This is a genomic window from Paenibacillus sp. N3/727 (assembly GCF_022637315.1).
GTDB classification, from domain to species: Bacteria; Bacillota; Bacilli; order Paenibacillales; family Paenibacillaceae; genus Paenibacillus_AQ; species Paenibacillus_AQ uliginis.
In genome coordinates, this window is sequence record NZ_CP093336.1 from 3,478,089 (window position 1) to 3,503,234 (window position 25,146).

23 protein-coding genes and 3 pseudogenes are annotated in these 25,146 nt (G+C 42.8%); 12 read left to right on the forward strand and 14 right to left on the reverse strand.

Annotated features, from left to right (window positions below):
• Positions 1–47 precede the first annotated feature (47 nt).
• Positions 48–566, reverse strand: a complete 519-nt coding sequence (locus MNQ98_RS15840) for a GrpB family protein (RefSeq protein ID WP_241933937.1) — start codon at positions 564–566, stop codon at positions 48–50.
• Positions 567–861: 295 nt separating this feature from the next.
• Between MNQ98_RS15840 and MNQ98_RS15845 the strand changes: the two genes are divergently transcribed.
• The 7 genes from MNQ98_RS15845 (at position 862) to MNQ98_RS15875 (ending at position 6,989) form a co-directional block, all read left to right on the forward strand.
• Positions 862–1,653: a helix-turn-helix domain-containing protein gene (locus MNQ98_RS15845; RefSeq protein ID WP_241929123.1), complete on the forward strand. Its 792-nt coding sequence runs from the start codon at positions 862–864 to the stop codon at positions 1,651–1,653.
• Positions 1,650–2,276 carry a GNAT family N-acetyltransferase gene (locus tag MNQ98_RS15850; RefSeq protein ID WP_241929124.1) on the forward strand — a complete coding sequence of 209 codons (627 nt, stop codon included), beginning with the start codon at positions 1,650–1,652 and terminating at the stop codon, positions 2,274–2,276. Before MNQ98_RS15845 ends, MNQ98_RS15850 begins: the two co-directional genes overlap by 4 nt.
• Positions 2,277–2,303: 27 nt before the next feature.
• A complete protein-coding gene (locus MNQ98_RS15855; protein ID WP_241929125.1) occupies positions 2,304–3,320 on the forward strand; it encodes an alpha/beta hydrolase family protein in 1,017 nt (338 codons plus the stop codon).
• A gap of 175 nt (positions 3,321–3,495) precedes the next feature.
• Positions 3,496–4,689 carry an MFS transporter gene (locus tag MNQ98_RS15860; RefSeq protein WP_241929126.1) on the forward strand — a complete coding sequence of 398 codons (1,194 nt, stop codon included), beginning with the start codon at positions 3,496–3,498 and terminating at the stop codon, positions 4,687–4,689.
• A gap of 97 nt (positions 4,690–4,786) precedes the next feature.
• The gene (locus MNQ98_RS15865; protein WP_241929127.1) at positions 4,787–5,278 is read left to right on the forward strand and encodes a CDP-alcohol phosphatidyltransferase family protein; all 492 of its coding nucleotides are present in this window, start codon (positions 4,787–4,789) and stop codon (positions 5,276–5,278) included.
• 14 nt (positions 5,279–5,292) lie between these two features.
• Positions 5,293–5,913, forward strand: coding sequence for a DedA family protein (locus tag MNQ98_RS15870; RefSeq protein ID WP_241929128.1), 621 nt, complete (start codon positions 5,293–5,295; stop codon positions 5,911–5,913).
• A complete protein-coding gene (locus MNQ98_RS15875; RefSeq protein ID WP_241929129.1) occupies positions 5,910–6,989 on the forward strand; it encodes a DUF418 domain-containing protein in 1,080 nt (359 codons plus the stop codon). The genes MNQ98_RS15870 and MNQ98_RS15875 overlap by 4 nt, the downstream gene beginning before the upstream one ends.
• 149 nt (positions 6,990–7,138) lie before the next feature.
• Here MNQ98_RS15875 and MNQ98_RS15880 read toward each other — a convergent pair.
• Positions 7,139–7,246 (reverse strand): annotated as a pseudogene (locus MNQ98_RS15880) (acetyltransferase); the annotation flags it as partial.
• Positions 7,247–7,280: 34 nt separating this feature from the next.
• Positions 7,281–7,505 carry a DapH/DapD/GlmU-related protein gene (locus MNQ98_RS15885; RefSeq protein ID WP_481856644.1) on the reverse strand — a complete coding sequence of 75 codons (225 nt, stop codon included), beginning with the start codon at positions 7,503–7,505 and terminating at the stop codon, positions 7,281–7,283.
• Between the two features lie 71 nt (positions 7,506–7,576).
• Between MNQ98_RS15885 and MNQ98_RS15890 the strand changes: the two are divergent.
• Positions 7,577–7,981, forward strand: a pseudogene (locus MNQ98_RS15890) (deaminase); the annotation flags it as partial.
• Between the two features lie 61 nt (positions 7,982–8,042).
• Here the strand turns inward: MNQ98_RS15890 and MNQ98_RS15895 are convergent.
• A complete protein-coding gene (locus MNQ98_RS15895; RefSeq protein WP_241929130.1) occupies positions 8,043–12,911 on the reverse strand; it encodes a S8 family serine peptidase in 4,869 nt (1,622 codons plus the stop codon).
• A gap of 446 nt (positions 12,912–13,357) precedes the next feature.
• On the opposite strand from MNQ98_RS15895, the pseudogene MNQ98_RS15900 reads away from it, so the two are divergent.
• Positions 13,358–13,703: pseudogene (locus MNQ98_RS15900) on the forward strand (transposase); the annotation flags it as partial.
• Positions 13,704–13,971: 268 nt separating this feature from the next.
• On the opposite strand, the gene MNQ98_RS15905 reads toward MNQ98_RS15900, so the two are convergent.
• A complete protein-coding gene (locus MNQ98_RS15905; RefSeq protein WP_241929131.1) occupies positions 13,972–14,421 on the reverse strand; it encodes a VOC family protein in 450 nt (149 codons plus the stop codon).
• Between the two features lie 123 nt (positions 14,422–14,544).
• On the opposite strand from MNQ98_RS15905, the gene MNQ98_RS15910 reads away from it, so the two are divergent.
• Positions 14,545–15,483 carry a helix-turn-helix transcriptional regulator gene (locus tag MNQ98_RS15910; protein WP_241929132.1) on the forward strand — a complete coding sequence of 313 codons (939 nt, stop codon included), beginning with the start codon at positions 14,545–14,547 and terminating at the stop codon, positions 15,481–15,483.
• A gap of 91 nt (positions 15,484–15,574) precedes the next feature.
• Here the strand turns inward: MNQ98_RS15910 and MNQ98_RS15915 are convergent, their stop codons facing one another.
• Complete coding sequence (locus MNQ98_RS15915) at positions 15,575–15,955, reverse strand: winged helix-turn-helix transcriptional regulator (protein WP_241929133.1); 381 nt, start codon at positions 15,953–15,955, stop codon at positions 15,575–15,577.
• A 147-nt stretch (positions 15,956–16,102) separates the two neighbouring features.
• On the opposite strand from MNQ98_RS15915, the gene MNQ98_RS15920 reads away from it, so the two are divergent.
• Positions 16,103–16,978, forward strand: a complete 876-nt coding sequence (locus MNQ98_RS15920) for an SDR family oxidoreductase (RefSeq protein WP_241929134.1) — start codon at positions 16,103–16,105, stop codon at positions 16,976–16,978.
• An 85-nt stretch (positions 16,979–17,063) separates the two neighbouring features.
• On the opposite strand, the gene map is transcribed toward MNQ98_RS15920, so the two are convergent.
• The 5 genes from map to MNQ98_RS15945 form a co-directional block, all read right to left on the reverse strand.
• The gene (map, locus tag MNQ98_RS15925; protein ID WP_241929135.1) at positions 17,064–17,810 is read right to left on the reverse strand and encodes a type I methionyl aminopeptidase; all 747 of its coding nucleotides are present in this window, start codon (positions 17,808–17,810) and stop codon (positions 17,064–17,066) included.
• A complete protein-coding gene (locus MNQ98_RS15930; protein ID WP_241929136.1) occupies positions 17,807–18,352 on the reverse strand; it encodes a hypothetical protein in 546 nt (181 codons plus the stop codon). The genes map and MNQ98_RS15930 overlap by 4 nt, the downstream gene beginning before the upstream one ends.
• Before the next feature lie 394 nt (positions 18,353–18,746).
• Entirely contained in the window at positions 18,747–19,541 is a 795-nt protein-coding gene (locus MNQ98_RS15935; protein WP_241929137.1) for an SDR family NAD(P)-dependent oxidoreductase, read from the reverse strand.
• 118 nt (positions 19,542–19,659) lie between these two features.
• Positions 19,660–20,505 carry an aldo/keto reductase gene (locus tag MNQ98_RS15940; RefSeq protein WP_241929138.1) on the reverse strand — a complete coding sequence of 282 codons (846 nt, stop codon included), beginning with the start codon at positions 20,503–20,505 and terminating at the stop codon, positions 19,660–19,662.
• A gap of 101 nt (positions 20,506–20,606) precedes the next feature.
• Positions 20,607–21,812 carry an MFS transporter gene (locus MNQ98_RS15945; RefSeq protein ID WP_241929139.1) on the reverse strand — a complete coding sequence of 402 codons (1,206 nt, stop codon included), beginning with the start codon at positions 21,810–21,812 and terminating at the stop codon, positions 20,607–20,609.
• Positions 21,813–22,001: 189 nt separating this feature from the next.
• Between MNQ98_RS15945 and MNQ98_RS15950 the strand changes: the two genes are divergently transcribed.
• Positions 22,002–22,400: a winged helix-turn-helix transcriptional regulator gene (locus tag MNQ98_RS15950; RefSeq protein ID WP_241929140.1), complete on the forward strand. Its 399-nt coding sequence runs from the start codon at positions 22,002–22,004 to the stop codon at positions 22,398–22,400.
• A 390-nt stretch (positions 22,401–22,790) separates the two neighbouring features.
• Here the strand turns inward: MNQ98_RS15950 and MNQ98_RS15955 are convergent, their stop codons facing one another.
• From MNQ98_RS15955 to nagA, 3 genes are all read right to left on the reverse strand, one after another.
• A complete protein-coding gene (locus tag MNQ98_RS15955; protein WP_241929141.1) occupies positions 22,791–23,021 on the reverse strand; it encodes a hypothetical protein in 231 nt (76 codons plus the stop codon).
• Positions 22,975–23,385, reverse strand: a complete 411-nt coding sequence (locus MNQ98_RS15960; RefSeq protein ID WP_241929142.1) for a BlaI/MecI/CopY family transcriptional regulator — start codon at positions 23,383–23,385, stop codon at positions 22,975–22,977. The genes MNQ98_RS15955 and MNQ98_RS15960 overlap by 47 nt, the downstream gene beginning before the upstream one ends.
• A gap of 615 nt (positions 23,386–24,000) precedes the next feature.
• A complete protein-coding gene (gene nagA, locus MNQ98_RS15965) occupies positions 24,001–25,146 on the reverse strand; it encodes an N-acetylglucosamine-6-phosphate deacetylase (RefSeq protein WP_241929143.1) in 1,146 nt (381 codons plus the stop codon).

The following is a 25,146-nucleotide window of genomic DNA, read 5'->3' on the forward strand; positions in this document are numbered from 1 at the left end:
TGCCCTCCTTTTATTCAATTAAAGCTCCCAAATAATGATGTTTGCTTTCAGCGAGTAGTCCAATGCCATTTGAGGGCTTCTTTTTCTATTTTTTTGACAAAATCATCTTTACCGTCACCATAGCCATCAATGTCAGTTGGATATTGGGCTGCAAGCTTACTTTTTATTTCTCCGTATTCCTTACATATTTCTGGACTTTGGCGAAGATAATCTCTGAATGATAGGTGCCTTTCGATTTCTTGGATATTATCATACTGGAAAGCATGAATTTGATGAGTGCGATTGTCTCCACCCTTACGGAAGTATCTCCTCCCTTTGATTCCAAATTCACCCATAACCTCATATCCAAGATCTTCAAATTGTACAGAGTAAGTATCTAATTCATTGATGTCGTTAACTACAAGCAGAATGTCAATGATCGGTTTTGCTTTTAAATTTGGAACAGAAGTACTCCCAACATGAAAACTGTTCACTAATTCATCTTGAAGAATCTCCTTTATTGCATGTTCTTCTTTTAGATATTCATTGTTCCAATTTGGATCATATTCTACTACTATGATATTCATTTCTTTGCCTCCCACTATAAAGTAATGTTTTTTTGTTTTCTCGCTCATTCTTTTAACAAAGTCTTTTCCACCAACGGTTCCTGTAGTTAAATCCCCCTCCTCCATTTTACCAAGTCTTCAACAGTTGTGACTTTAATATTCCTGCTTCAGCCAATTCCATATAATCAACTAATCCACCAGTATATCGTGAATTTAGATGATCCAGTATTAACAAATAATTTTAATACAAACACTTGACCTTAGGTCTGACCTAAAGTGTATCGTTGAGGTATTCCAAGCTTTAGGAGTGAATTTTATGAAGAGTGAAATTACGATTAGTGAATTAGCCAATCTTATGAACGTGTCTGTTCATCAAATTCGTTATTTTGAAGAAAAAGGAGTTCTTGGGCCCGCTTACACAGATAACAATCAGTATAGAATGTACGGCATTGATCAAGTCTACCAGCTAGCACAAATTCTATTGCTTCGCAAGCTCGGAGTTTCTGTTCAGTCCATAAAAGATTGTTTGACCTCCTATTCTGCGTATCAATATCGACAGCTTCTTCACCATTCCTTGCGGGAAGTGGATACAGAGTTACTGCGGCTCAAAGAGCTTCAGCAGTTCATCAAAAAAGTGTTGCATGAACAGCAGAACTTTAATTCGCAGTCCAACCACTATCAAATAAAGCGGCGAGACACCACATACTTTGCACGTTGGATTGAAATGGATTCACACTCTAAGCTTAATGCCAAACTGTTGGCTGAACAAGCGAAGCGCGTTCCGAACTTGTTCGAATCGGACATTCATTATATAGATGATGGTTCGAGCACAATTACCTTAGGCCTAGAAACTCAAGGGCCTGGTGATTTTTCTCTACCTGGAGGCAATTACCTTTCGATGCAGAGCCTAATTCATGAAGATGATGAGCTCGAACAAATGATTGAACAGTTGTACGACTATGCTTCTGCGCAATCATATACCGTTGCGGGGCCCCTTATCCTTATTGAAAGATCCTATTTATCGTTATTTAGCAAGAACGAGTTGCATTACGAGTTGCAATTGTTGATCGAATCAGCGACAAAATCCGAAAAGGAGGAACCATCATGACTACAGCACCGATAACAATTGAACCTATGCAGGCCAAGTATAATCTACAGGTCGGCCGCCTGCTCGTTCACGGGTTTCGCGGAAAATTTCAAAAGTTGACGAACATGAATGATGACAATCTCGCTTTTTTTTTCGAAAAGCTGTTTGAACATTTTCCCACCGAACCGGCAAGTCAAAGAATGGTCGCCCTGCAAGATGGAGAGGTTATCGGAACGATATCTATCAAATGGAAGCCCGTATCTGACGTGAAGCATAAGCAAGAGTTTCCTTCGTGGAAGAGCTTCAATAGGTTGGGAAAATGGAACCTGTTAAAAATGCTGATCGGGTTATCTTTATTAGATCATAAACCACAGGCTGGAGAATGTTATATTGCAGACATTGTTGTCCATCCGGACCATCGAAGCAAGGGGATTGGAAAGCTATTATTTCAGTGGGCGCAGCATTTTGTGCAAACTGAGCCACACCTAGATGTTCTGACCTTGCACGTCGTAGGTAGTAACCCACGTGCCAAGCATCTATACGAGCTCCTGTCATTCCAGACTCATTTACAAAAGAATAGCTTCGTGCGGCGTCTTTTATTCAATGAATCGAAATGGGATTATATGGTTCTGAGATTGAAATAACTACGAATTTTCACAAGGAGAATTTGGATGAAAAAGAAAATAACGATTTCCATTATGATCATCGTCCTGCTATTTGGCGGTGCAGGACTTTATATTTTGAAGCAACACAGCTTTGACATGGCCCAGCAAGCTGTTGAAATCCAGACGCCGCAAGGCAAATTGACCGGTACATTTATACTTCCTAAAAATCACACCGGAAAAGTGGGGTTAGTGTTGTTCATCCATGGCGACGGCCCGGCTGATTCGACGCTCGATGGGGGTTACAGACACATCTGGGAACGGTTAGCTTCCGCTGGCTACGCTTCCTTGTCGCTGAACAAGCAGGGCATTAACGGCTCGGAAGGAAATTGGCTGGATCAAAGTATCGATGATCGCGTGGAAGAAGCGCGTCAGGCTATCGCGTGGGCAAAAGCACAGCCGATGATTGACGCGACAAAAATAGGAACGTGGGGAGCAAGTCAAGCAGGATGGGTTATTCCAAAACTGGCCGGTAAAGAACCGCTTGCGTTTAATATACTCGTAGGACCTGCCATTAACTGGTTGAGTCAAGGGGAGTACAACACGCGTATGCAAATGCAACATGATGGTTTTACAGAAGCAAACATTGAAAAAGCAGTGGCAAAGGGCAGGGAAGTAAGGAAACTTTTAAGGAAAAATGCGTCTTATGACGAATATTTGAAGCTAGTTGGCGAAAAAGACGCGATGTCAAAAGAGCGGTGGGATTTTGTCGGCAAAAACTTTTTGTCAGATGCAACCGATGATCTTCGCCTTTTCCGTTCCCCTGTGTTGCTGCTCTTAGGTGACAAAGATATCAATGTGGATTCGAAAGAGACGGAGCAAGTATATCGCCGCATCGTACCGCCAGAATTATTGACGGTAACCGTCTTCCCTGACACGGAACATAGGATGATGAGCACGAAAACGGCGGATTCAGAGTTTCGAGCTTTGATGATAAGTATATTCGCGCCCCGGCAAATTACGGTGCCAGAATATTTAGATGAAATGGAAAAGTTCCTAAAAAAATCAAACAACCAAAGTAACTGAACACCAACCAAACGGCTAATTCGAATCTGCGGGCTAAACACACATAATCGCTGAAGAAATGTATGATACCAAGTCGGTTATTCTTCATGTGGAAAAACCGACTTTTCTTCTGTCAGCTGTTCACTGGCAAGGCCATTCGTTCATCATTGATATTAAAAATGGGTGGGGAAAGCATATGCGTATATTTACTAGAGAAAAAATATCATTAATTGTCATCTTAATTAACTTATTTATTGCCTTTGTAGGGGTAGGCCTTGCTGCCCCAATCATGCCATCCCTTGCAAAAGAAATGCATTTAAGCGGTCAAGTGATGGGGTACATGATTTCTGCCTTTGCATTTGCCATGCTTCTCGTCTCTCCTATTGCCGGGATCTGGGTAGATACGATCGGCAGAAAGAAAATGATTGTACTCGGTCTATTCCTTTTTTCTTTCTCCGAGCTAATATTTGCCACTGGTAATCAGGTATGGGTACTGTTTCTTTCTAGAATTTTAGGAGGGATTGGCGATGCCCTCATTATGCCGGCAGTAACTGCTTTTATAGCGGATAGCACTTCATTAGAAGAGAGAGCTAAAGTCATGGGATATCAAGCTGCTGCGATTAGTTTAGGGTTCATCATTGGTCCCGGACTTGGCGGGTTTATAGCCGAATTGGGCATACGCGCCCCATTCTTTTTCGCAGCAGGCTTTGCCCTGGTCACTGCTATCATTTCACTCCTTGTTTTGCAAGAGCCTTTAACTAAGGAGCAACTCGCGAAAAACAGAAAATCGAAAATGAAAGTAAGTTTTTTCTTGGAGATTAAGAAATCATTTCATCCTTTATATTTGGTGCCACTTATCATTGTCTTCGTATTATCTTTTGGACTATCTGCCTATGAAATGATGTTCAGCCTTTTTGTAGATTCGAAATTCGGTTTTACTGCCAAAGATATAGCTACCATTATTACAGTTGGCTCCATCTCGGGTGTGGTAGCTCAATTGTTATTCTTTGATAAGCTGGTAAATAAGTTCGGCGAGAAGAAGCTAATTCATTACATGATTATCGTAGCCGCAATTTTCATTGTTGCTTCTGTGTTTGTTAGTCGTTATTGGAGCATTATGGCCGTTTCCAGCATCGTATTTTTCGCCTGTGATTTACTTCGTCCTGCCGTAACAACTTTACTTTCCAAATTGGCAGGGGAAGAGCAAGGGTTTGTTGCTGGGATGAATTCCATGTATACAAGTCTTGGAATTATTATTGGACCGGCATTAGGCGGTATTTTATTTGATGTGAATATTAATTTGCCATATGTTTTCGCAGCAGTAGTCCTGTTTTCCGCTTTTGTAATATCGGTAGTATGGAAAAGTAAAGCAAGGGAATCCATTTCATAGTACCTTGATCCGCTGCAGGAACACAGAAAGCGTGGCCTCTCTGGCCAGGCTATATATTTTTTATCCCTGACAGGACCTGATAATAATTTGTAGAGGGTTGGTTGAAGAAATGCGGATCTCTGTCACGTTATCTTTAGGTATCTTATTCACAGGCATCTGTTCGATCCTAGCAATTTTTCAGGAACATCGTGAATGGTCCTTATTAAGTTTTGGTTTAGGTATCATATTACATGCGTTAAAACCGAAACCTACCCAGGGAGAAGCTTTCTCGCAAAGTATCCATTCTCTAAGTCAATTAATTACATTTGGAACAGTTCCTGGGATTATGTTGTGTAAAACTGCCACAACTCCCAATTCATTTTTGGTTTGGATTTGTATCGGTATATTTGTCAGCGCCTGCGCAATTGAACTAGCACATGAAAATACGAGGTTCCCAAGTAAAGTGAACAAAAGAATGTCTGTTGCTGCAGGCGGAAGTATTTTTATTCTGTATGCACTATTTATAGCAAAATATTCAATCATACTAACAGCTTTATTCGTATTGCTTTTGAGCTTGTTTATTGTTTTTCCTATTCGAGAAAGGAATTAAAGGATGTGATATCGATGAATATTGAAGCGCTATTTGAGCAATATGGATATGCACTCCTGTTCATAGGATTACTGCTGGAGTTCATTGCTCTTCCCTTTCCAGGGGAAATAACAATGCTGTATGTGGGGTATCTGTCTTATCTGGGTGTGTTAAACGGATGGACGGCACTTTTTTTAGCATTTACCGGAACGACATTAGGAATGACTGTAACATATGTTATCGGTCTGAAAGTGGGTATGCCTTTTATTCGGCGTTTTGGCAAATGGGTGTTCATTACACCAAGCAAATTCTATAAAACGAAAAAATGGTTTAACAGGCGCGGTAATTTTCTTGTATTCATCGGCTATTTTATTCCCGGTGTTCGTCATTTAACCGGTTATTTAACAGGTATTTTGGGTTCTTCGTTTCGAACCTTTGCAATCTATGCTTATAGCGGCGCCTTGTTTTGGTGTATTAGCTTCATCGGGTTGGGAAACATGTTTGGCTCACAATGGGACAATTTGTTGCACACCATTGAGAGTTATTCTTGGAGCATCGTAATCATCTTGGTACTGCTTGGAGCTGTTGCTTGGCTAGTAAAACGAATGGTTCAATCGTCACGTCGCAAAACACTAAAAGGGGATGATGTAAAATGAGTCAATCGAAAGCACGGATAACTGCCCTTGATTTTGCCAGAGCATTGGCGATCTTCGGTATGATTATCGTAAACTATAAGCTTGCAATGCAGGCAGAAAATAGCGGACCGGGATGGCTACAATCGATAGCAGGTCTGTTTGAGGGGAGAGCATCGGCATTGTTTGTCGTACTGGCCGGTATCGGAGTAACCTTAATGACCTCAAAAGCCCGAAACTCAATGAACGGGGAGCTTATTCGACAAAACCGGAACAGCTTATACAAAAGAGCAGCTTTCCTGTTTATTGCCGGCGTTCTTTTATTGTTAATGGACTGGAGCGCAGACATTTTGCACTACTATGCGGTATTCATGCTCGTGGCTGCGGTTTTGATCACCGTATCCAACAACAAAATATTCGGATTGTTCTCGTTTATCCTAGTAGCATCACAGTTGTTTTTAGTTATGTTCGATTATAGCAAAGGGTATGACTTGAGTTTTAAGGAATATACGGGCTTTTGGACGCTGGAAGGGTTCATTCGAAATCTGTTATTTAACGGATTCCATCCAATCTTTCCTTGGCTGAGCTTCTTCCTCATCGGCATGTGGTTTGGCAGAAAGGGCTGGCTAAGCAAGGAGCATCGATCGAAGTTATTGATATATTCATTGTCAGGAACAGTTGTTTTTGAATCCCTTTCCTTCTTCTTGATCAAATGGACTTCCCCTGTACTAGGGAATGAAGCGGCACATTATTTGTTTGGAACGAAACCGATGCCGCCGACAATGCTGTATGTGCTCTCGGGAATTTGTTCGGCTATAGCCGTGATCGCGATTTGTCTTTATGTCGTCGATAAATTTGAGCAGTCCGTTCTTACGCAAGCACTGATCAGTACCGGGCAGTTATCGTTATCTCATTATATTGGACATGTAGTGATCGGATTGGGGCTGCTTCATATAACAAGCTATTTGGAAAATGGCTCCCTTGTTTTTGCAATGGCATACGGAAGCTTATATTTTATAATGGCCATTATCTTTTCGCATATATGGAGAAAAAGGAAGAAGCGAGGTCCAGTAGAGTTGATCATGAGAAAAGTATGTTAAAGTCTGGAAAGATGCAAAGGGTTCTGTAATATGACAATCAATAAAGAATCACAACCACATCTCAATTCAAGTGGTTGTGATTCTTCGTATGTACATCCTGCCTTCTAACCTCATCATGTCCCACTTTCTTGTCAACAGACACCCGTCTTACTAGGTAGCCTGACGCTCATTCCAGAACCAAGATGAAAGGTTCTATTGTCATGTCCAGATTTCTCTACTGGATAAACGGGTAATTCTGACCATTGTGGAAATTGATCAGGAAATTTTCTTCTCCTACAGTTCTTTTCAGTCTCACTTCAATGATGAACTTGCAAACTGTTTTTTATCCTCTTCAGTTATTGCTCGAATTACCCGGCATGGATTCCCGGCTGCAATGACATTGGCAGGTATATCTTTAGTGACCATACTGCCGGAGCCAATGATACTATTGTCACCGATCGTGACCCCCGGATTAATAATGGCTCCTCCACCAATCCAAACCCTGTTCCCGATATGAATAGGATACGCAAACTCCACTTCAGCGGCTCTCATTTCAGGGTCAATAGCATGTCCTGCTGTAAAAATACTTACATTAGGGCCAATAAAGAGCCGTTGAGGGCAATGCCGGAATTGATCTGCATCTGCATGATCCTGATCACTTGGGCGTGTTCACGATGAAGAGACTAGCTCAGTTAACGAAGGAAGCGGGCCTGCAGGGCAAAGTTTCTGTAAGCCATGCCTATGCTCTCGGAGATATTACCCAATGGAGACATTCTAGAACGGGCCGGCCGCTTGGCTGAGGTGTCCGGTTGGGTGGATGAGCGCGCATTGGCAAAGACGCTCTCGTATATTACTGGCAGACAAACCCCGCTTAACTATCGATCTGGCCGCGCGTTGGAGACGAGGCGAGCCTCGTTGTAGTTGAAGCTTCCTGCTCCGCCGAAGCGGTGGCGAGAAGATCGAAGCGGATCGCTACGATGTACCAGGGAGAAGTTGTGGCTGGGGAGCTGTAAATAATAGAAAAGGAACTGCCGAGTGCTTGCGCCCTTGGCAGTTCCTTTGTTTTTGCACGATTTATTTCGTGTATCCTTTGAAAATACGATATACCACTACGGCTGCTTCGGCACGGGTTGTATTCTCCTGTGCGGCGAAGCGGGTCTCGCCTCTACCTTGCATAATGCCAAGCGCAGCAACCTGGGCAACTGCAGCCTTGGCCCAATTCTGGATCTGTGCTTGGTCAGCATAGCCCGGAAGGGTTGCTTCCGCACCCTCAGTCACTTCCAAGTGCTTCAGCACTCTGGACAGAATGACTGCCATTTCGGCGCGAGTAATGCTCTGATCCGGAGCAAAGGTATGATCCGCATAACCATTGATCCATCCGGCAGATACTGCAGCCTGAACCGCGTCATAGTACCAGCTTCCGGACTGGACATCGCTGAATTGGGCTGCGCTGTTCTCACTCTTGCCAAGCTCCAGCGTTCTTACTAATAAGGAGACGAATTCAGCGCGCGTCACTTGCTTGCCAGGCGTGTACTGATCCGCACTCGTTCCCGTAACGATATCCTTGGAAGCGAGCACTTCAATCTCATTAACCGCCCATGGGTAATTCGTCTTCGTAACGTCTGTAAAGGCGATATTCTTGGCCATGAACATATAGCGGCTGAAGCTGTTCAGATGGGCGACTACTTTGCCGTCAACCAGGCGGGCTGTACGTCCGCTCAGTTCTCCCTTATCCTCGATCTTGAACAGATTGATCTTCTCACCGTTGAAGCCGCCGATCTGGAGTGTCTCCAGCGGTATTGAAACTTCTGCTGACTTGCTGAAAGAGATATTTTCGATCGTTTTTCCATCTTTATCAAGAACAGCGAAGTCATAATATACACCAAATGCCTTAATCGTTGAGCCAAATTGCAGGCCCTTCAGTAAGGCCTCGGTATCCTCCTTCGAAGCAACACTTCCTTGAACAAATGCGGCCTCTGGCGAGGTGATCGCACCCGCCGGAATGGTTACCGTCAAACCGCCTTCAAGCTTCAGAACCGTTGGCTCTCCAGCCTTGATTGCTTCCTTGACAGTACCTTTTGCTGGAGGAGTGGTTGGCGTTGTTGGTACGGTTGGTGTTCCACCGCCGCCACTGCCGCCGTTGCCTCCACTGCCAGTGCCAGGGTTTTCACCACCCGAGCCCGACTCGATCACGGTAACAGCAACCGTTGCCTTGAGACCTTCATACGTAATTTCAATGTCCGTGTTGCCTTTCTTCTTGCCTGACACAATACCTTTCTGCACAGTCGCGATCTCAGCGTTGCTTACTGTATACGCCGCCTTCTCAGTTACGTCGGTAACCGAACCGTCCGGCGCTTTATAAGAGACCGATACATTACCCGTAGTACCTGCCTTGATGGATAGAGATTGCGGTGATACAGACAATTCCGCCTGTTGAACTGGCTTAACTGTCAGCTCAATTGTATCGCTCACCTCAACCGGAATTTCTTTACCGTCCCGATCTAGCAGTTCCAGGTTCGCTATTTTGAACGAATACTGTCCTGCAGGCGCTCCGGCAAAACCGAATGAAGTTAACGAGCCTGTTCCTCTATATCCATCAACATCATTCAAACTGATCGAAAATTCATGTCTGCTTAATTCAGGATCATATTCATACACTGCATTTGTAACAGTTAGCGAAGCATCCGGATTAAGTTTAGCCTGATGCTCTGCCAGCTCGGTACTCGGTGTAACTTCCACATCTGTAAATGTATTGCTGTATAACAGATCAAATTTAGCCGAATAGACGGCATCGGTTACGTCGAATGCAACATTTAATGAGAATGGTTCATTCGGCTGTACCTGAGCCGGACTAATTGCCGGAGCTACAAAGTTAGTCAGTTTATAATCCACGATATGGGCCGGATCAATCAATCCGTTGCCTGCAACATCGTATACATAAACCTCAAAGGAGTTGTCTCCTATAGAAATCGGTACTTGAATCGTAAAGTGTCCCGAATCATTGATTTCACCATCAACTACTTGCCCTTTATTGCCATCATCGTACCAAGCAGCAACTCCGACCACATCATTCATTTCAAGACCAACAATGTCCTTGAGTTGGATTAACAAGTCATCCGTAACTTGGCCGGTAATCTTTGCAGTAAGATTGGTTTTATCAACGACAATACCCGGATCGTCCAGCTTGGATACAGGAGCTTTCGTATCGATGATAAAAGGAGTAACTTGAGACTCGACAGGAACAGGATCATCCAATAAGCTGCCTGCGAGTGGTACTAATAAATACAAATCATCCGACGGATTCACTAATTGACCCGATGGTGCATTGAAAGATCCGTCCCAATTTTTGATATTATAAGTTCCAGGATCGATTCCATCTTGGTCGGTTTCAACAATAGTACCCAACCATTTGCCTTCTACCGAAAATACATCTAGCGAGAAATATTCAGTAAACTCGGTAATCGTAAATCTTATATTGCTTGTATCATTAAGCGTATCGCCATTTGGCGAGAATATATTCGGATTCAGCTCCAAATTAGTAACAACTTCATCTACCGGAACTTCACCTACATATACAGCAATCGGCAGTTGAATAACATGGCCGCCTGCTTCTGTCAGGATCAATTCACCTTCATAACGCTGGTCCGCTGCATTAGCCGGAACGGTAGCTGTAACTGTAAAGGACTCCTCGCCCCCTGCAGATACATCAACTACATTTTTCGATGTTGTTAATGTAACTGGAGAAGATCCATACCACTGAGTGCTAATCGAGTAAGATGAATCCGCGTTGCCAATATCCGTGACTACCACCTTACGCTCAGCACTCTCGCCATAATTAATGTAACCGTAGGAGAAGCTACCTGTATGATGGATATATTCTACCCCATCCTTAACGGCAGTGGTCTTCGCTTCTACTTCGGCAACTGCTTTCGCTTTCAATACGTTATTCAGATCAACTCTTCCAGCGCCTTGATCCATATGAGTGTAGCGATTGCCATCGCGATCGATAAGCTTGACGGCATTATTCATTAGCAGTGACTTAATATCATACTGATCCAAGTTAGTGTACTTCGCTCTCAGCAATGCAGCCGCCCCGGCAATATGCGGAGCTGCCATACTTGTACCATTCTGTGCTTCATACCATCCTTCATATTCGGTCACACTGGAGCGAATGCCAATGCCTGGTGCAGAGATGTCCGGCTTAACCGCATAGGAAGGTTTGGATGGACCGCGTGAACTAAAACCTGCGATAATATCCTTCTCGATGGTTGTCGTGAAATTAACCTGTATACTCGGATCCGTGTCAAGCTTGGCCTTGATCTGATTGCCATATGTGCCCGAAAGCGCATATACAGGAATTGTAATATTAACATCGCCCAAGGTGCCGCTCTCCAGAGCTTCTGGCGCATTGTTGTATACAATTGCTGCGGCGGCCCCTGCATTAATTGCATTCAGTGCTTTATCGGTGAAAGACATTTCACCACGTTTGATGAAGGCGATTTTCCCGCTTAAGTCTTTTCCAACATAATTCTCAGGCTTGCCTAAGCCCACATCAACAAGCTGATATGAACCTGTTAGCTTCTCAATACCTTCGGATTTGTCAAAAGAATCCACTTTAAATTCTCCATCTGAGCCGACGATCTTCAAGATCGGAGTCACTAACGGAGGCTTCGATGCGCCTACGGAAATCACTAGTTCGGCTGTACCCGGGTCGGTTACTGTGGCATCGGCTGGGCCGCTGTTACCGTTTGATACAACAGTAATCGTACCTGTAGCCATCGCATTGTTCACAGCTACTGAATCGGCAGATCTCTCATTATTCGTCTCCGAGCCGAGTGACAGGTTGATGACGTCCATTTTTTCTTGTACAGCTCGCTCAATGCCCGCGATTACGTTTGCTGTTGAACCGCTGCCATAAGGTCCAAGCACCTTGTAAGCGTGGATTTCAGCTTCTGGGGCCACGCCTGTAATCCCTGGTTGTCCATCCTTGCCTACACCACGACCAGCAATAACCCCAGAGACATGACTTCCGTGCGCAGTCCAGTATGGTTTACCCGTTACTGGATGCATTTCAGGTAAACTTGGATCTAACGAATGTGCATCATCATAATCTTTTCTTGTCGTCTCATACGGATCATTATCATTATTTACGAAGTCATACCCTAGATTGTTAGGGTCTACTGTACCGACAAGATCAGGATGATCATGGGCAATACCGGTATCGATGACCCCGACCTTGATTCCGGCGCCTTTAACACCTTGGCTCCAGATAGCTTCACTGCCGATAAACGGCACGCTTCCTTCCGGAGCAGAAGTGGAACCTCCAACCGGCTCCTCCAAAGCATATACTGTGTTGTTTGGATAAATCGCTTTAACACCAGGAATATTCAGCAAATCTTCGACCTCATCCGCAGCAATCTCCAGCGAGAATCCGTTGAATACTTCGGAATACTCACGATCAATATCCACATTTAGTCGTTTAATTGCTGATTTCTTGAAAGTGTCCTGCTCTGTCTTTACTTGCAGCTGATGTGAAATAGCAGACTTCCCGATCCGCAGATTCTTATGACTCGCTTCAAAAACCTTCACCGGCTCGGATTGTAGTTCTACGATGACGGAAATGCGTTCTGTACTATCTGAGAGAGGAACATAGTTCTGTGGTTGAATCGCTGCCTCGTCGAGGGTGTCTATCTTCTCAATTTGCAATCCATTGGCCTGCCGCTTCGCTGATTTCAATGTGTCCGTCTTCGACGGCTTCTCCAGCGTTACGTTCTGATCCAAGCTGCTCACATCAAGCGATATGGCCTTCGGATCTAACTTCGAAATGATCTTCTGGGCTCCGCCTGTCTCAGGCGAAATGCCTTCCTGCGCTCCTACTGCTGGCAATATTAGCGTGAAGGCTAATAAGAAGCTCAGTAAACTACCAACAACTCTCCTCTTCAAGCACTCTCATCTCCTTCAAAAAATATATTGTATGCGCTAACAAAGTTGTGTTTTATAGTAACTTCTATATTTCCTACAATTCCCCTTCTATTATTACAACTATATTTATCGGGATAATAGACTAAAATCCGACGATTATCTTCTTTTCTGGCTAATAAACGAGTTTGTTTCTTGTCTAACTATGTAAATTGGGGCTTTACTGGACATATTCTGACAAAAAAGCCCAAGTAAGGAGAGCCCTGCAAAACGAATATAGTATCTGTAAAATAGAGCCCGGTACCTTGTCGGTACTGGGTTTGTTGTATAATGGAAGAAAAGTAAAAGTGAGATGAGCCTGTTGTTGCATGCCGGTAGACAATTAACTGCATCATTCCATGCGGAATTGTATAATCTTGTTCCTGAAGATCACTTGTTGCGAAAGATTCATCGCATTGTAGACTTCAGCTTCATTCTCCCTTGTGTTTTATTTTGATGTTGAGAAGTGTAAGACCTGTCCGCTAAGCGAAGCGTGTTACAAACCAGGAGCAAAGAGTAAGACATACTCGATTCGTATCATTGCGGAGCATTCAAGGAACAGATCGAGTTTGAGCTTAGTGATACGTTTAAAGAGCGGATTAAGCGGAGACCAATCATAGAACACAAGAACGCAGAGATGAAGAGGTCCACGGGATGGCAATAGCCAAATAGCGAGGTCTATTTCGCATGCAAATACAGGCGTACCTCACCGCGTTTGTTGTAAATGTGAAACGAATGGTGAAGCTAGCAGAGCAAAATCAGCCCGCCCTCGGATGAGGAACGAGCTGATTTTTTTAGTCTTCACGAGTACATTTCCAATTTGAAGCTCACTTTTACTCAAAAATTAGTTAAATTTTAATAATTGCTAACATATCTTCACCGTCTTCGTCCATACCGGATTTCATCAATGGCCAGCAGCAAATTTGTATGGATCTTGTCTCTTCCATTTCTACGTCCTCTCATCCAATTACTTCTTGTGCCTCCCTGCATACATTATAAACCGGGTTTTATTCGATACCAATCGAAGTATGGAATGCACATTTTTTTATTGTAATCTATCATCAAACATTAATTGTATTTGAATACCGAACGGGTCTTCAATAATACCGTATGCTTTACTGAACATATTATTAGATAAAGGAACAATGATTTTCACTCTATCATCTGTAATTAAGCTATTATAAAAATGTTCAATTTCTTCTAAGTCAGCACTTTGAATACATAATGAAGTGTTATTACCAACTGTATATTCTTCGCTGATATTCATTGTATCTTCCGCTATCATTACTTTTGTTCTTCCGATTAATAAGACAGAGTGAGAAATATAATTCTTATTTTCATCAGTAAGCTGTATCGAGCTGTCACGTTTGGCCATGTCTTGATAGGTAACAAGTAACAATTCCTCTGCGTTAAAATGGTTTTCGTAAAAATGTATAGCTTCTTGTGCGTTTCCGTTCATGGATAAGAAAATAGCTACTTCTAGTGTTGCACTCATGGTATCAATCTCCTTTTATATAATGATTTCAGGTAGATATCTTATACATTTGATATATGACCTTGAACTCATCATAATATATAAAGGTATCAAAATATGAAACCTTTAATGAGGAGATTTAATATGAAAAAATCAGAAAGATTAAATGACATGATAAGATACTTAAATAGTCGAGAGTTCTTTAATTTAAATGACCTAATGAGTAAATACAATATTTCAAAAAGTACAGCTCTACGTGATATTAGTTCATTAGAACAATTAGGTATGCCTATTTTTTCGGAACATGGCAGACATGGACGATATGGCATCTTAAAAAATAGATTGTTATCCCCCATTAATTTTACGATTGATGAAGTGTATGCTCTCTACTTTGCCATGTTGACGTTAGAATCTTATCAATCAACACCATTTCATTTAAGTGTTACTAAGCTAAATGAAAAATTTGAAAACTGTCTTTCTAAAAAACAAACAGAGCAGATTCACAACATGAAAAAAGTCCTACAGTTTGAAATTTATCAGCATCATAATGTCAGTCGTTTTTTAGATAAAATTCTAAAAAGCATTCTTAATGAGAGCAACTGTAAGATACAATATGTAAAAAATAATCAGACAAAAAGTTACCATGTTCAATTTTTCAAAATTTCCGCTAAGTTTGGTCAATGGTATGCTACAGGAGTAGAGTTAAAAACGAATAAATATAGAGTTTTCAGATGCGATAGAATAACCTTTATAGAAGAAGAGGAAATCAAATCTAACTTTTCAATAGATGAACTTGTTAGCCGTTCATTAGAAATGTATCAATCTGAGAAGAGTATTGACTTTGAAGTAGAGATTTTAGAACAAGCAAAGGATCTTTATTATAAAGAACATTATCCTTCTATGAAAATAGAAAATGGTAATAAAACAGTTATTAAGGGATTCTATAATCAAGGGGAAGAGGAGTTTATAGCTAACTATTTTATGAGATATGGTAATTATGTTATATCAGTTAAGCCTGAATCATTAAAACAAATTATCCAAGCTAGAGTAGAGAATCTCTTAAATCACTATCAAAAATTATAAATCAACATGCAGATCACAATACTGAAGGGTTTGCCGATGCTGCCTTCAATAATTTGCAGGCCTGTCGTCGGATTCGCTGGTCGTTTTTTTATTATCTGGGTGTAGAGTGTTTTTGTTCCTTTTGTTTTTTCTCCATATATTTTTTACCCCACTCTCCCATAATGTCCAGTACTGGGATAAAGCTTTTCCCTTGTAGTGTTAGCGAGTATTCTACTTTAGGAGGAACTTCTTTATACACTTCTCTGTGAACCATTCCCTCCTCTTCCAATTCTCTCAGTTGTTTTGTCAATATTCCTTTTGAAATGCCCGGTAACAACCTTTGAAGTTCGTTAAATCTTCTTGTTCGGCGACTTAGATACCATAAAATTATTATTTTCCATCTTCCAGCAATTACATTTTGAGTAAGTGTCAAAGAGCATACTTCTTCTTGTTCTTCTGGAGGCGGTTCTCCTTGAAAATTAAAACGAGCCATTGATTGTATTTTCCCCTCTCTCTCATGATGGTACTTTTTTTGTGACTATGTCATAAAAAAATGCCTACTTTTATTATTGTGACTGTGGAGATAGTATATACCTAAGCTTCATAATTCAATATGAAAATTTAATTGGAGGGAAAGGAAATGAAAATATTAGTTACAGGTGCAACAGGAAAATTAGGATCAAAGGTTGTAGAAACATTAATAAAAACTATACCAGCGAATCAATTAGCTGTTAGTGTTCGAAATCTAGAGAAAGCAGAAGGATTACGTGCTCGCGGAGTAGAAGTTCGACACGGAGATTTTGATAAACCAGAAACATTAGATTCTGCTTTTTCAGGAATTGATCGACTTTTAATTATATCCACGGCTGGGGATGATGAAACAATCATTAGACAGCATACAAATGCTGTAGCTGCTGCTCATCGAGCTCAAGTTAAATTTATTGCTTATACTAGTGTAACAAATGCAAGTGAAAGTAACTTATTCCTTGCTCCAGCTCATCGAGCTAGAGAAAAAGCTATTTTGAGAACAGGCATCCCATACTCGTTTATACGAAACAATTGGTATTTAGAAAATGAAATTGGAAGCATACAAGGTGCGATGGCAGGAGTACCTTGGATTACATCTGCTGGAACTGGAAAAGTAGGTTGGGCACTTCAACAAGATTATGCGGAGGCAGCAGCAAATGTATTAACTGAGAAAGGACACGAGAATACAGTTTACGAGCTTTCCGGTAAGCTAATGACTCAAATGGAGTTAGCATCTGCTCTTGGAACTGTATTAGGTAAAGAATTCCCTGTACAACAAGTCGATGATGCTACTTATGCCGATACGATGAAAGGTGCAGGGATACCAGAAGCCTACCTTCCTATGCTCGTAAACATGCAAAAAGGCATTCGAGATGGTGAATTAGAGATAGAGAGCAACGATTTAGAAAAATTGCTTGGTCGCCCTGCTACACCAGTAAACGAGGTTTTGAGCCAAATTGTTAGTCAAAGCTCTCAAACAGGAAATTAAGTTAATCAAAAAACGACCTTCTCATATGAATGGAGGTCGTTGCCCCCTGGAAGTTAGCTCATATCCTTAGAATAAATAATCCAATTTACAACACAGTCAGAATTTGGGGCCCATCCTCCGTAATCGCCACAGTATGTTCATACTGAACACAAATGGAATGATCTATTGTCCGGGCAGTCCACCCGTCATTTTCAACATAGGAGCGCCAGTCGCCTAATGTCAGCATAGGTTCAATAGCAAGAACCATGCCTTTTTTCAGGCGTATCCCCTTGCCTTTACTACCGTAATGGGGAACTACCGGTTCTTCCCATAGCTCCCTTCCTATAGCATGACCCGTAAATTCCCGAACATTACCGTACCCAAATTGCTGTGCATAGCTGTCTATCACAAATCCGATATCTCCCATACGATTACCAGCGAAAGCTTGTTCAATGCCAAGAAATAGGCTATGATGACAGACATTCATAAGATTCTCAATTTCCTTCGAGGCGTTACCTACAGCGTAGGTCCAGCCAGAATCTCCGTGAAACCCATTATAAAAGGCACCAATATCAATAGTAATTACATCGCCATCAACCAATGGAACCGAATCGGGAAATCCGTGACAAATGACATCATTCTTAGCGGTACAGATCGATGCGGTAAAACCATGATGTCCCTTAAAGCTGGGAACTGCACCTCGCGAACGTATTTTTTCTTCCACCAATCGGTCAATTTCCATGGTTGTAACACCCGGCTTAATCAATTGCTCCAGCATTGCATGGCACTCCGCTACAATTCGGCCAGCTTCCCTCATTATTTCGATTTCTTTATCCGTTTTTAAGATAATCATGCTTTTATCTCCTCGCTGCTATTATTCTGCTTTTTTTCTTTTGTGATGACATAATTGTAACGATTACGGCATTTAGAACTGCAGAATTTAGTAATTTGGGCACGCTGATAAGGAATAAACCAATTATTGCATTGAGTACATCGTTGTAATTCCAGTCGGTTCTTCTCCATGGCTTCAAGTAAACTTATTAACGATTCCATGTATATTCGTCTCAATTGATGTGGTTCATCTATAAATTCTGTACATAACAAAATTTGCTGCTGTTCTTCCTGTGTTCGACCATTTTCAGATTCATCCAGAGGAGAAGAATCCATTTTTGAAACAATGCCCACTTTCAACTGAATGGCTTGATATTCTTTAAACACACAGTTGATTCTTTGTATGATCCCTGTGTTAAGACCCAACTTGTTTTGAACAGCCTGAGCAATATCCAAAATAAGTTCTTGCAGCTTCTGCTCTAGGCTCCCGAACTTAACTTGATGGTGTTCAAATTGGTTGATTACGGTTATGAAAAAATTCTCGCGGGACAATGAAGGGCTCATTAATCAGACGCTCCTTATGTAAATTAAACGGATTGATGTATCCAATCCGTTTATACCATGGAAACAGTTCGCAGTCAAATTTTATTCCAACAACTTTATCTGAAAAAATCCCAATAAAAACAAAACCTTAATTGGTCGTTAATCTGTCATGCTTTATGATTGCTCACTGAAACTTTCACTGTATGGCAAAAGGGAGCTCCGCAGTATACAGCGTGTGAGCTCCCTTTTATAAACTGTCAATCATATTAAATGAGTAGCACTGAACTGACTAGACAATACAGTTCGGCTTATTTCCGTATTTTATACGATGCTTCATTCGCTACACAGGCTTCAAACCCAAATCTTTCAGGCAGAAATACCGCTCATAAGTAATTATTCAAGCTGCTTTCTTCCCTTAGAACACGCTTCGTACCAAGCCCCCATCAATGCGGAGTGCTGAACCGTTAATGGCCGAGGACTTGGGGCTGCTCAGATACGTAACAAAATCCGCAATCTCCTCCGGTCGAATCAGTCTCTGAATAATAGACGTCGGCCGGTTTTCCTTCATAAACCGCTGCTCGGCTTCTTCGATGGTAAGCTTCTCATCCGGGTACAAGGTATTCAGCATCGTCTCAACGCCTTCGGTAAGGGTTGATCCAGGCATGACGGTATTCACCGTTACGCGTGTGCCTGTTGTCAGCTCGGCCAAGCTCCGGGAAAGGGACAGCTGCATCGTCTTGGTTGCACTGTAATGTGCCATCTCTTGCGAAGGCATAACGGCTGCTTCACTCGCGATAAAGATGATTCTGCCTTCATTGCGATTGATCATGTTTTTCAGATAGTGCCGTGTTAACCGAACACCGCTCATAATATTCGTCTCGAAGAACTTGAACCAATCCGCATCCGATATATCGAAGAATTCAGCAGGCTCAAAGATCCCTAAATTGTTAACCAGAATATCAACAACCGGAGCAGCTTCCCTGACCAGATGGCACCCCTCCTCCGTGCCAAGATCTGCTACGACAAAACGCAACTCGGCATCTGGATGCTTCGAGTGAATGTCATGTATTGTTTGTTTCACTTTATCCTCGTGTCTTCCATTAATAATAACCGATGCTCCCTCGGCGGCAAGAGACATCGCTATCGCTTTGCCGATGCCGGACGTTGAACCTGTTACCAATGCGACTTTGCCCTGTAAATCCAGATTCATGATTCTCTCTCCTTCCATCTATGTAGGAATGAGCTCTCCTTGTTCCGGTAGTGCTACTGGAAGTAAGGAGAGCCACAATATTCATTACATTTATATTGTTGCCGTAAACGCGGATTTCTTAGAAATCAAAATTGTCCGGATCTGGACCCACTCTGTGATCCTGATTCAAGCTGTTGATGCGCTGCATATCTTCACCAGACAATTCAAAATCAAAGATAGCTGCATTCTCCATAATTCGGTGTTCCTTGGTTGATTTTGGAATCGTCACTACGCCGTTCTGTAAATCCCAGCGCAGAATAATCTGGGCAATGGATTTATGATGTTTCTCCGCAATGTTCCGAAGCTCCTCTTGATCGAGCAGTTGACCCTGCATTAAGGGTGACCAGGCTTCAAGCTGAATTCCGTTCGACTGGCAGAACGACTGCAGTTCTGTTTGCGTTAGTCGCGGGTGATATTCAACCTGATTCACCATCGGCTTGATTTCGGTTTCCTTCATTAACTGTTCAAGGTGATGGATCTGGAAATTGCTCACGCCAATGGCTTTCACGCGTCCTTGCTTGTAAAGCGTCTCTAACGCTTTCCATGCTTCTATATATTTCCCTTCAACCGGCCAGTGTATGAGGTACAAATCCAAATATTCCAGACCCAGCTTCTGAAGACTTTCTTCGTAAGCCTTCAGTGTCGATTCATAACCCAGATCAGCATTCCACACTTTGGATGTGACAAACAGATCTTCTCTTTTTAAACCTACAGCTGCCAAGCCCTCGCGAATTCCTTGCCCGACACCTTCTTCATTACCGTATATTGCGGCTGTGTCTACGCTCCGATACCCATGCTGGATTGCCGTACGTACGGCATGTACCAATTCCGGTCCTTCTTCTACTTTAAATACGCCAAGTCCGAACCAAGGCATATTGACTCCATTATATAAAGTGGTTGTATCTTGTAAGTGTTTTGCTGTCATGTTGATAAACCTCCGATAATTTTTTGTAAAAATGTTAATTCCCTAACAATAGCCCCGACCGAACGCTTAAGACACCACCTCCCTTCATATAAAATAACAATCTAAGCTGCTTGCTCCTGCTGCTTCTGCTGATCCTTTCGTTCCAGCTTCAAGCTCCAACCCGTGAGCACGACAGCACCTAGTACCATCAATGCTCCGATCCATGCCGTATGAATCATGCCCATCGAATTCGTGATCAAGCCGCCAAGGAAAGCACCGATGGCAATACCGGCATTGAACGCGGCAATATTGATAGCTGAAGCAATATCCACGGCGCTCGGGACAAACCGCTCAGCCAGCATAACGACATATACCTGCAATCCCGGCACATTCATGAAAGCGAGAAAACCCATTAGGATTATCGTGATTAAACCGGCCACTTTAAACGGTGCCGTAAACGTAAGCATGAACAGCACCAGCGCTTGGGCAATAAACATATAGAGCAGAGCTTTGAGCGGATTCCGGTTGGCTGCCTTCCCGCCGATAACATTACCGACAGCGATGGCAATCCCATACACAAGCAGTATAACGGCCACCGTGGTTTCCTTAAAGCCGGTTATATCCTGAAGCAATGGAGATAAATAAGTGAAGACAACAAAGGTCCCTCCATAACCTAATGCGGTGATCAGGAACATAAGCAGCAGTCTGCCATTCGTCACCAACTTGACCTGATCTCGGAATGAAGTGCGCTCCCCTTTGGGCAATTCCGAAGGCACAAGTATACAGTTCGCGATAAATGCAATAATACCGACCACAATTATGGTGACAAATGCTAGTCTCCATCCCCACTGCTGACCGATAAATGTTCCAAGCGGCACACCGGTAACCGTTGCTACCGTAAGGCCCGTGAACATAAAGGAGATAGCAGATGCTCTGCGGTTCTCTGATACTACGCTTGCTGCAATGATCGAACCGATCGACATAAATACGCCATGGGAGAAGGCGGAGAGCACGCGTGCAGCAAGCAGAATGCCAATGGATGATGCACTGGCTGCCACGCTGTTTCCTATGATAAAAATGATCATAATCCACAGCAGCAATGATTTTCTGGACATCCTTGAAGTTAAAGATGTTAATATCGGTGCACCGAAGGTAACGCCGAGTGCATACATCGAAACGGTTAATCCAGCAGTGGTCACTGAAATATTCATATCTTCCGCTATCAGCGGAAGTAACCCCACGCTTATAAACTCTGTAGTACCGATAGCAAAGGCACTAATGGCAAGCGCCAGCAGCGCAAACATGCTACTTTTTTTATCTAAAACCATGATGGATAATTTCCTCCTGTCCAATGCCTTGCTTGTATAATGTAAAAATATTGAGTATGGTGTAGTCCAGCTGGCAAATGCTATTATGATCTATATCATTTATTGTGTGAAGAACGTACTTTTTTGTAATGTAGGCACCTGTCAGTACCCTAGGTACTTTTTAGTGCCCATAAGAATGGGAGGATGTTTATGCAGGCGAAGAAATACAACATAGCAGTAGAAGCGACATTGGAAGTCATCGGAGGCAAGTGGAAATGTGTGATCCTGTGTCACCTGACCCATGGTCGTAAACGAACAAATGAGTTGAAGCGTCTCATGCCTCATATCACGCAAAAAATGCTGACTCAGCAGCTGCGGGAGTTGGAGGATGATGGCGTTATCAACCGCATTATCCATAACCAGGTACCACCTAAAGTGGAATATGAGCTGAGCGATTACGGCATGAGTTTGAGCGGAATTCTGGATATGCTCTGTGCATGGGGTGAAAAACATATCACGAAAGTATACGGGGACAAATTCAGCGTGCTAGAGGATAATGTGCTCAACGATAAACTTAAGCTTGCGGACGAGCCATCAGACGTACGCTAAACCGTACAAGTGAATAACGGCGTTAGCCGTTTTTTTTGTTGCGTTATCAGTAAGTGTAGCTTGGATGATGCTACGCATTCCGTAACAATTGAAAAAGGGCTAAGTCAAATATTTGACTTAGCCCTTTTTCATGTTACGATCGCTTTCATGCGTTTCCCAAAGTAGCAATTAATAAGAAATTTAAATACATAGTGAATGCTAAACTGATCCAAATCCCCAAGATATATCCGTGTTAAAAGAAACAGGTTCATGATCTGCTAATTCGTTCTCTTCCCCTGCCTCCTTCCGCAATTCATGCCACACCGGCGGTCCTTGACTTAGCTGATGAATACCGAGTGCTACGTCTTCTACAGGGAGAACATTGTATAAGCTGAGCGAAGATTCCGGCGCCTAAGGAAGCAGCAAACTAATGGCCACAGGCAACCATAGCAAATACTTCCATCTGGCCTCAAGTCTTTTTCGCAGCAGAAATTGCAGGCTAAGGACAAGCATGATCAGGATACCGGCCATGAACGATGCGCGCGAATCACCTAGCCAAAAACCGACCATAAACTTGTATGCAATGATGGACTCATCAGGTATCTCTCTTTTCTGGTTTTCCGTCGCTCCGGTTCTCGTCAAATAAAGCCTTCAAATCCTCGATTTCCTGCGCGTTCAGCTTTTTATCCTGCAAAAAGTTGGCCAGCATCGGCTTTAATGCTCCGCCATACAGTTTTTTCATGAAGGATTTGGTTTCGGTTCTCAGGTACTCCTGCTCGCTGATGATCGGATAAAATAATTGGGTGCGCTTCGAACCCTTTTCCAGCTTCGCCCCCGCCGCATCCTTCTGCACCAGACGACTGAGGAGCGTCCGGGTCGTATTCGGGCTCCATCCCATTCGATCCGTCATTTGCTTTACCACTTCACTGGAAGGGCAATTCGGATTGGCCCATAAGACGCGCATGATTTCCAGTTCTGCATCCGTAATCGCTGGTATTTGATTCATGCATGAAACCTCCAAAGTCAATTTTCAAAAACTACATACGCAGTCACAAAACATGCTACAATTGTAGTCCGATAATGTCAACATACGTTGTGTAGAACATTCTCGCTTTTGTTACATACAAAAATGACCCGCATTGCCTGCGGATCATGGTCAAAAAGAACCCATGCAATCCTCTATCAGACTGCATGAGCTTGTGCACAAGACCTATGGGGAAGCTCAGGTGGAAAATACAGATTAAGATTTGATGATACAGGTGGATTAAGAGATTATTACCTGAGGACTCTTTCTAATTCCGTAAAATTTTCCTGTTGTATCGAATTCAAATTGGTGCCGATGCTATCCTTAAAATAATTCAGTAGGGAATGAGCCAATGTTCTTGTCTTCCGACAACATTAAATATGTAGGTAATTTCGTGTCATTAGACAGTTCTTGTGCTTAGGTTGGGACAAGAAAAACAAAAAACAACTGAGTTTTCTCAACTCAGTTGTTTTAAACCTCATACTTAGTAAGCCTCCTTATTGTACACATAATCGTTTTAATATAACTTTTAACATAATAAATATGATAAATGTTGTCAGCTAGATTTAACTTTCACTCTACAGTTGTAGTAATGAATTAGACCAGTTGCCCCTCAATCATCGTCCATTGTACTTCATACTTCTCATTGAGGAGCACGAGATCCGCGTCGTAGCCGATTTCAATTTTCCCTTTGTTCGACAGACCTAGAATACGAGCAGGCGATGTCGAAGCCATCTGTACAGCATCTGTGAAGGATATTTCATTCTCTACGGTTAGTTGCAACGCTTCATTCATCGTCACCGTGCTCGATGCCAAAGTACCGTCCGCTAGCCTTGCAATCCCCTCGGATACAGTGACATGGTGGCCGCCAAACAGGTATTCTCCATCGCCCAGTCCCATCGCTTGAAGCGCGTCTGTAATCAGCACCATCCCTTCCGGCCCTTTGATGCGATGCATCAGGCGGATGATTGCAGGATGAAGATGGACTTGGTCGACAATCGCTTGCAGACTTACATGCGGTTCCTCGAATGCGGCAACGATCAGACCGGGGTCTCGATGATGAATCGGTCTCATTCCGTTAAAGCAATGTGTCACATGACTTGCACCTGCTCCAAATGCTTCCTTCGCTTCCTCATACGTGGCGTCGGAGTGCGCAACGGCAATGACAGCCCCTTGATCCTTCAAGTAGGAAATCAGCTCTAATCCTCCCGGTAATTCTGGAGCAATCGTCACCATTTTAATGAGTGAACCGGCTTCCTGAAAAATAAGCTTCATTTCATCGAGATCAGGATGACGAAGATACTTCTCATTCTGCATCCCTTTACGCTTCGGATTCAAATAGGGTCCTTCCAAATGAATGCCGGCGATCTTCGCCCCTTGCTCACGACCAATCACCGATTTCACGCTGCGAATCATGTTCAGCAGATCATCTATCGTTGAACTTACGGATGTCGCTAAGAACGACGTGCATCCGGTTGTAGCACATGTATGTGATACCTCTTGAATACTTGCCTCCGTTCCATCCATCATATCGTAGCCATTGGCTCCGTGGATATGAACATCTATCATCCCAGGGATGAGCCACATCCCATTGCCATCTATCCGTTCGTACCCCTCGTCGAATTGCGGGGCTTCTTGCGTCTCAATTCGCTCGATCTTCCCGTCTGTGACCCAGACTGTAGCGGAAGGTAGTATTTGATGTGGAAGCAATACGTTGACATGTTGAATGATTTTGTTGTTCAT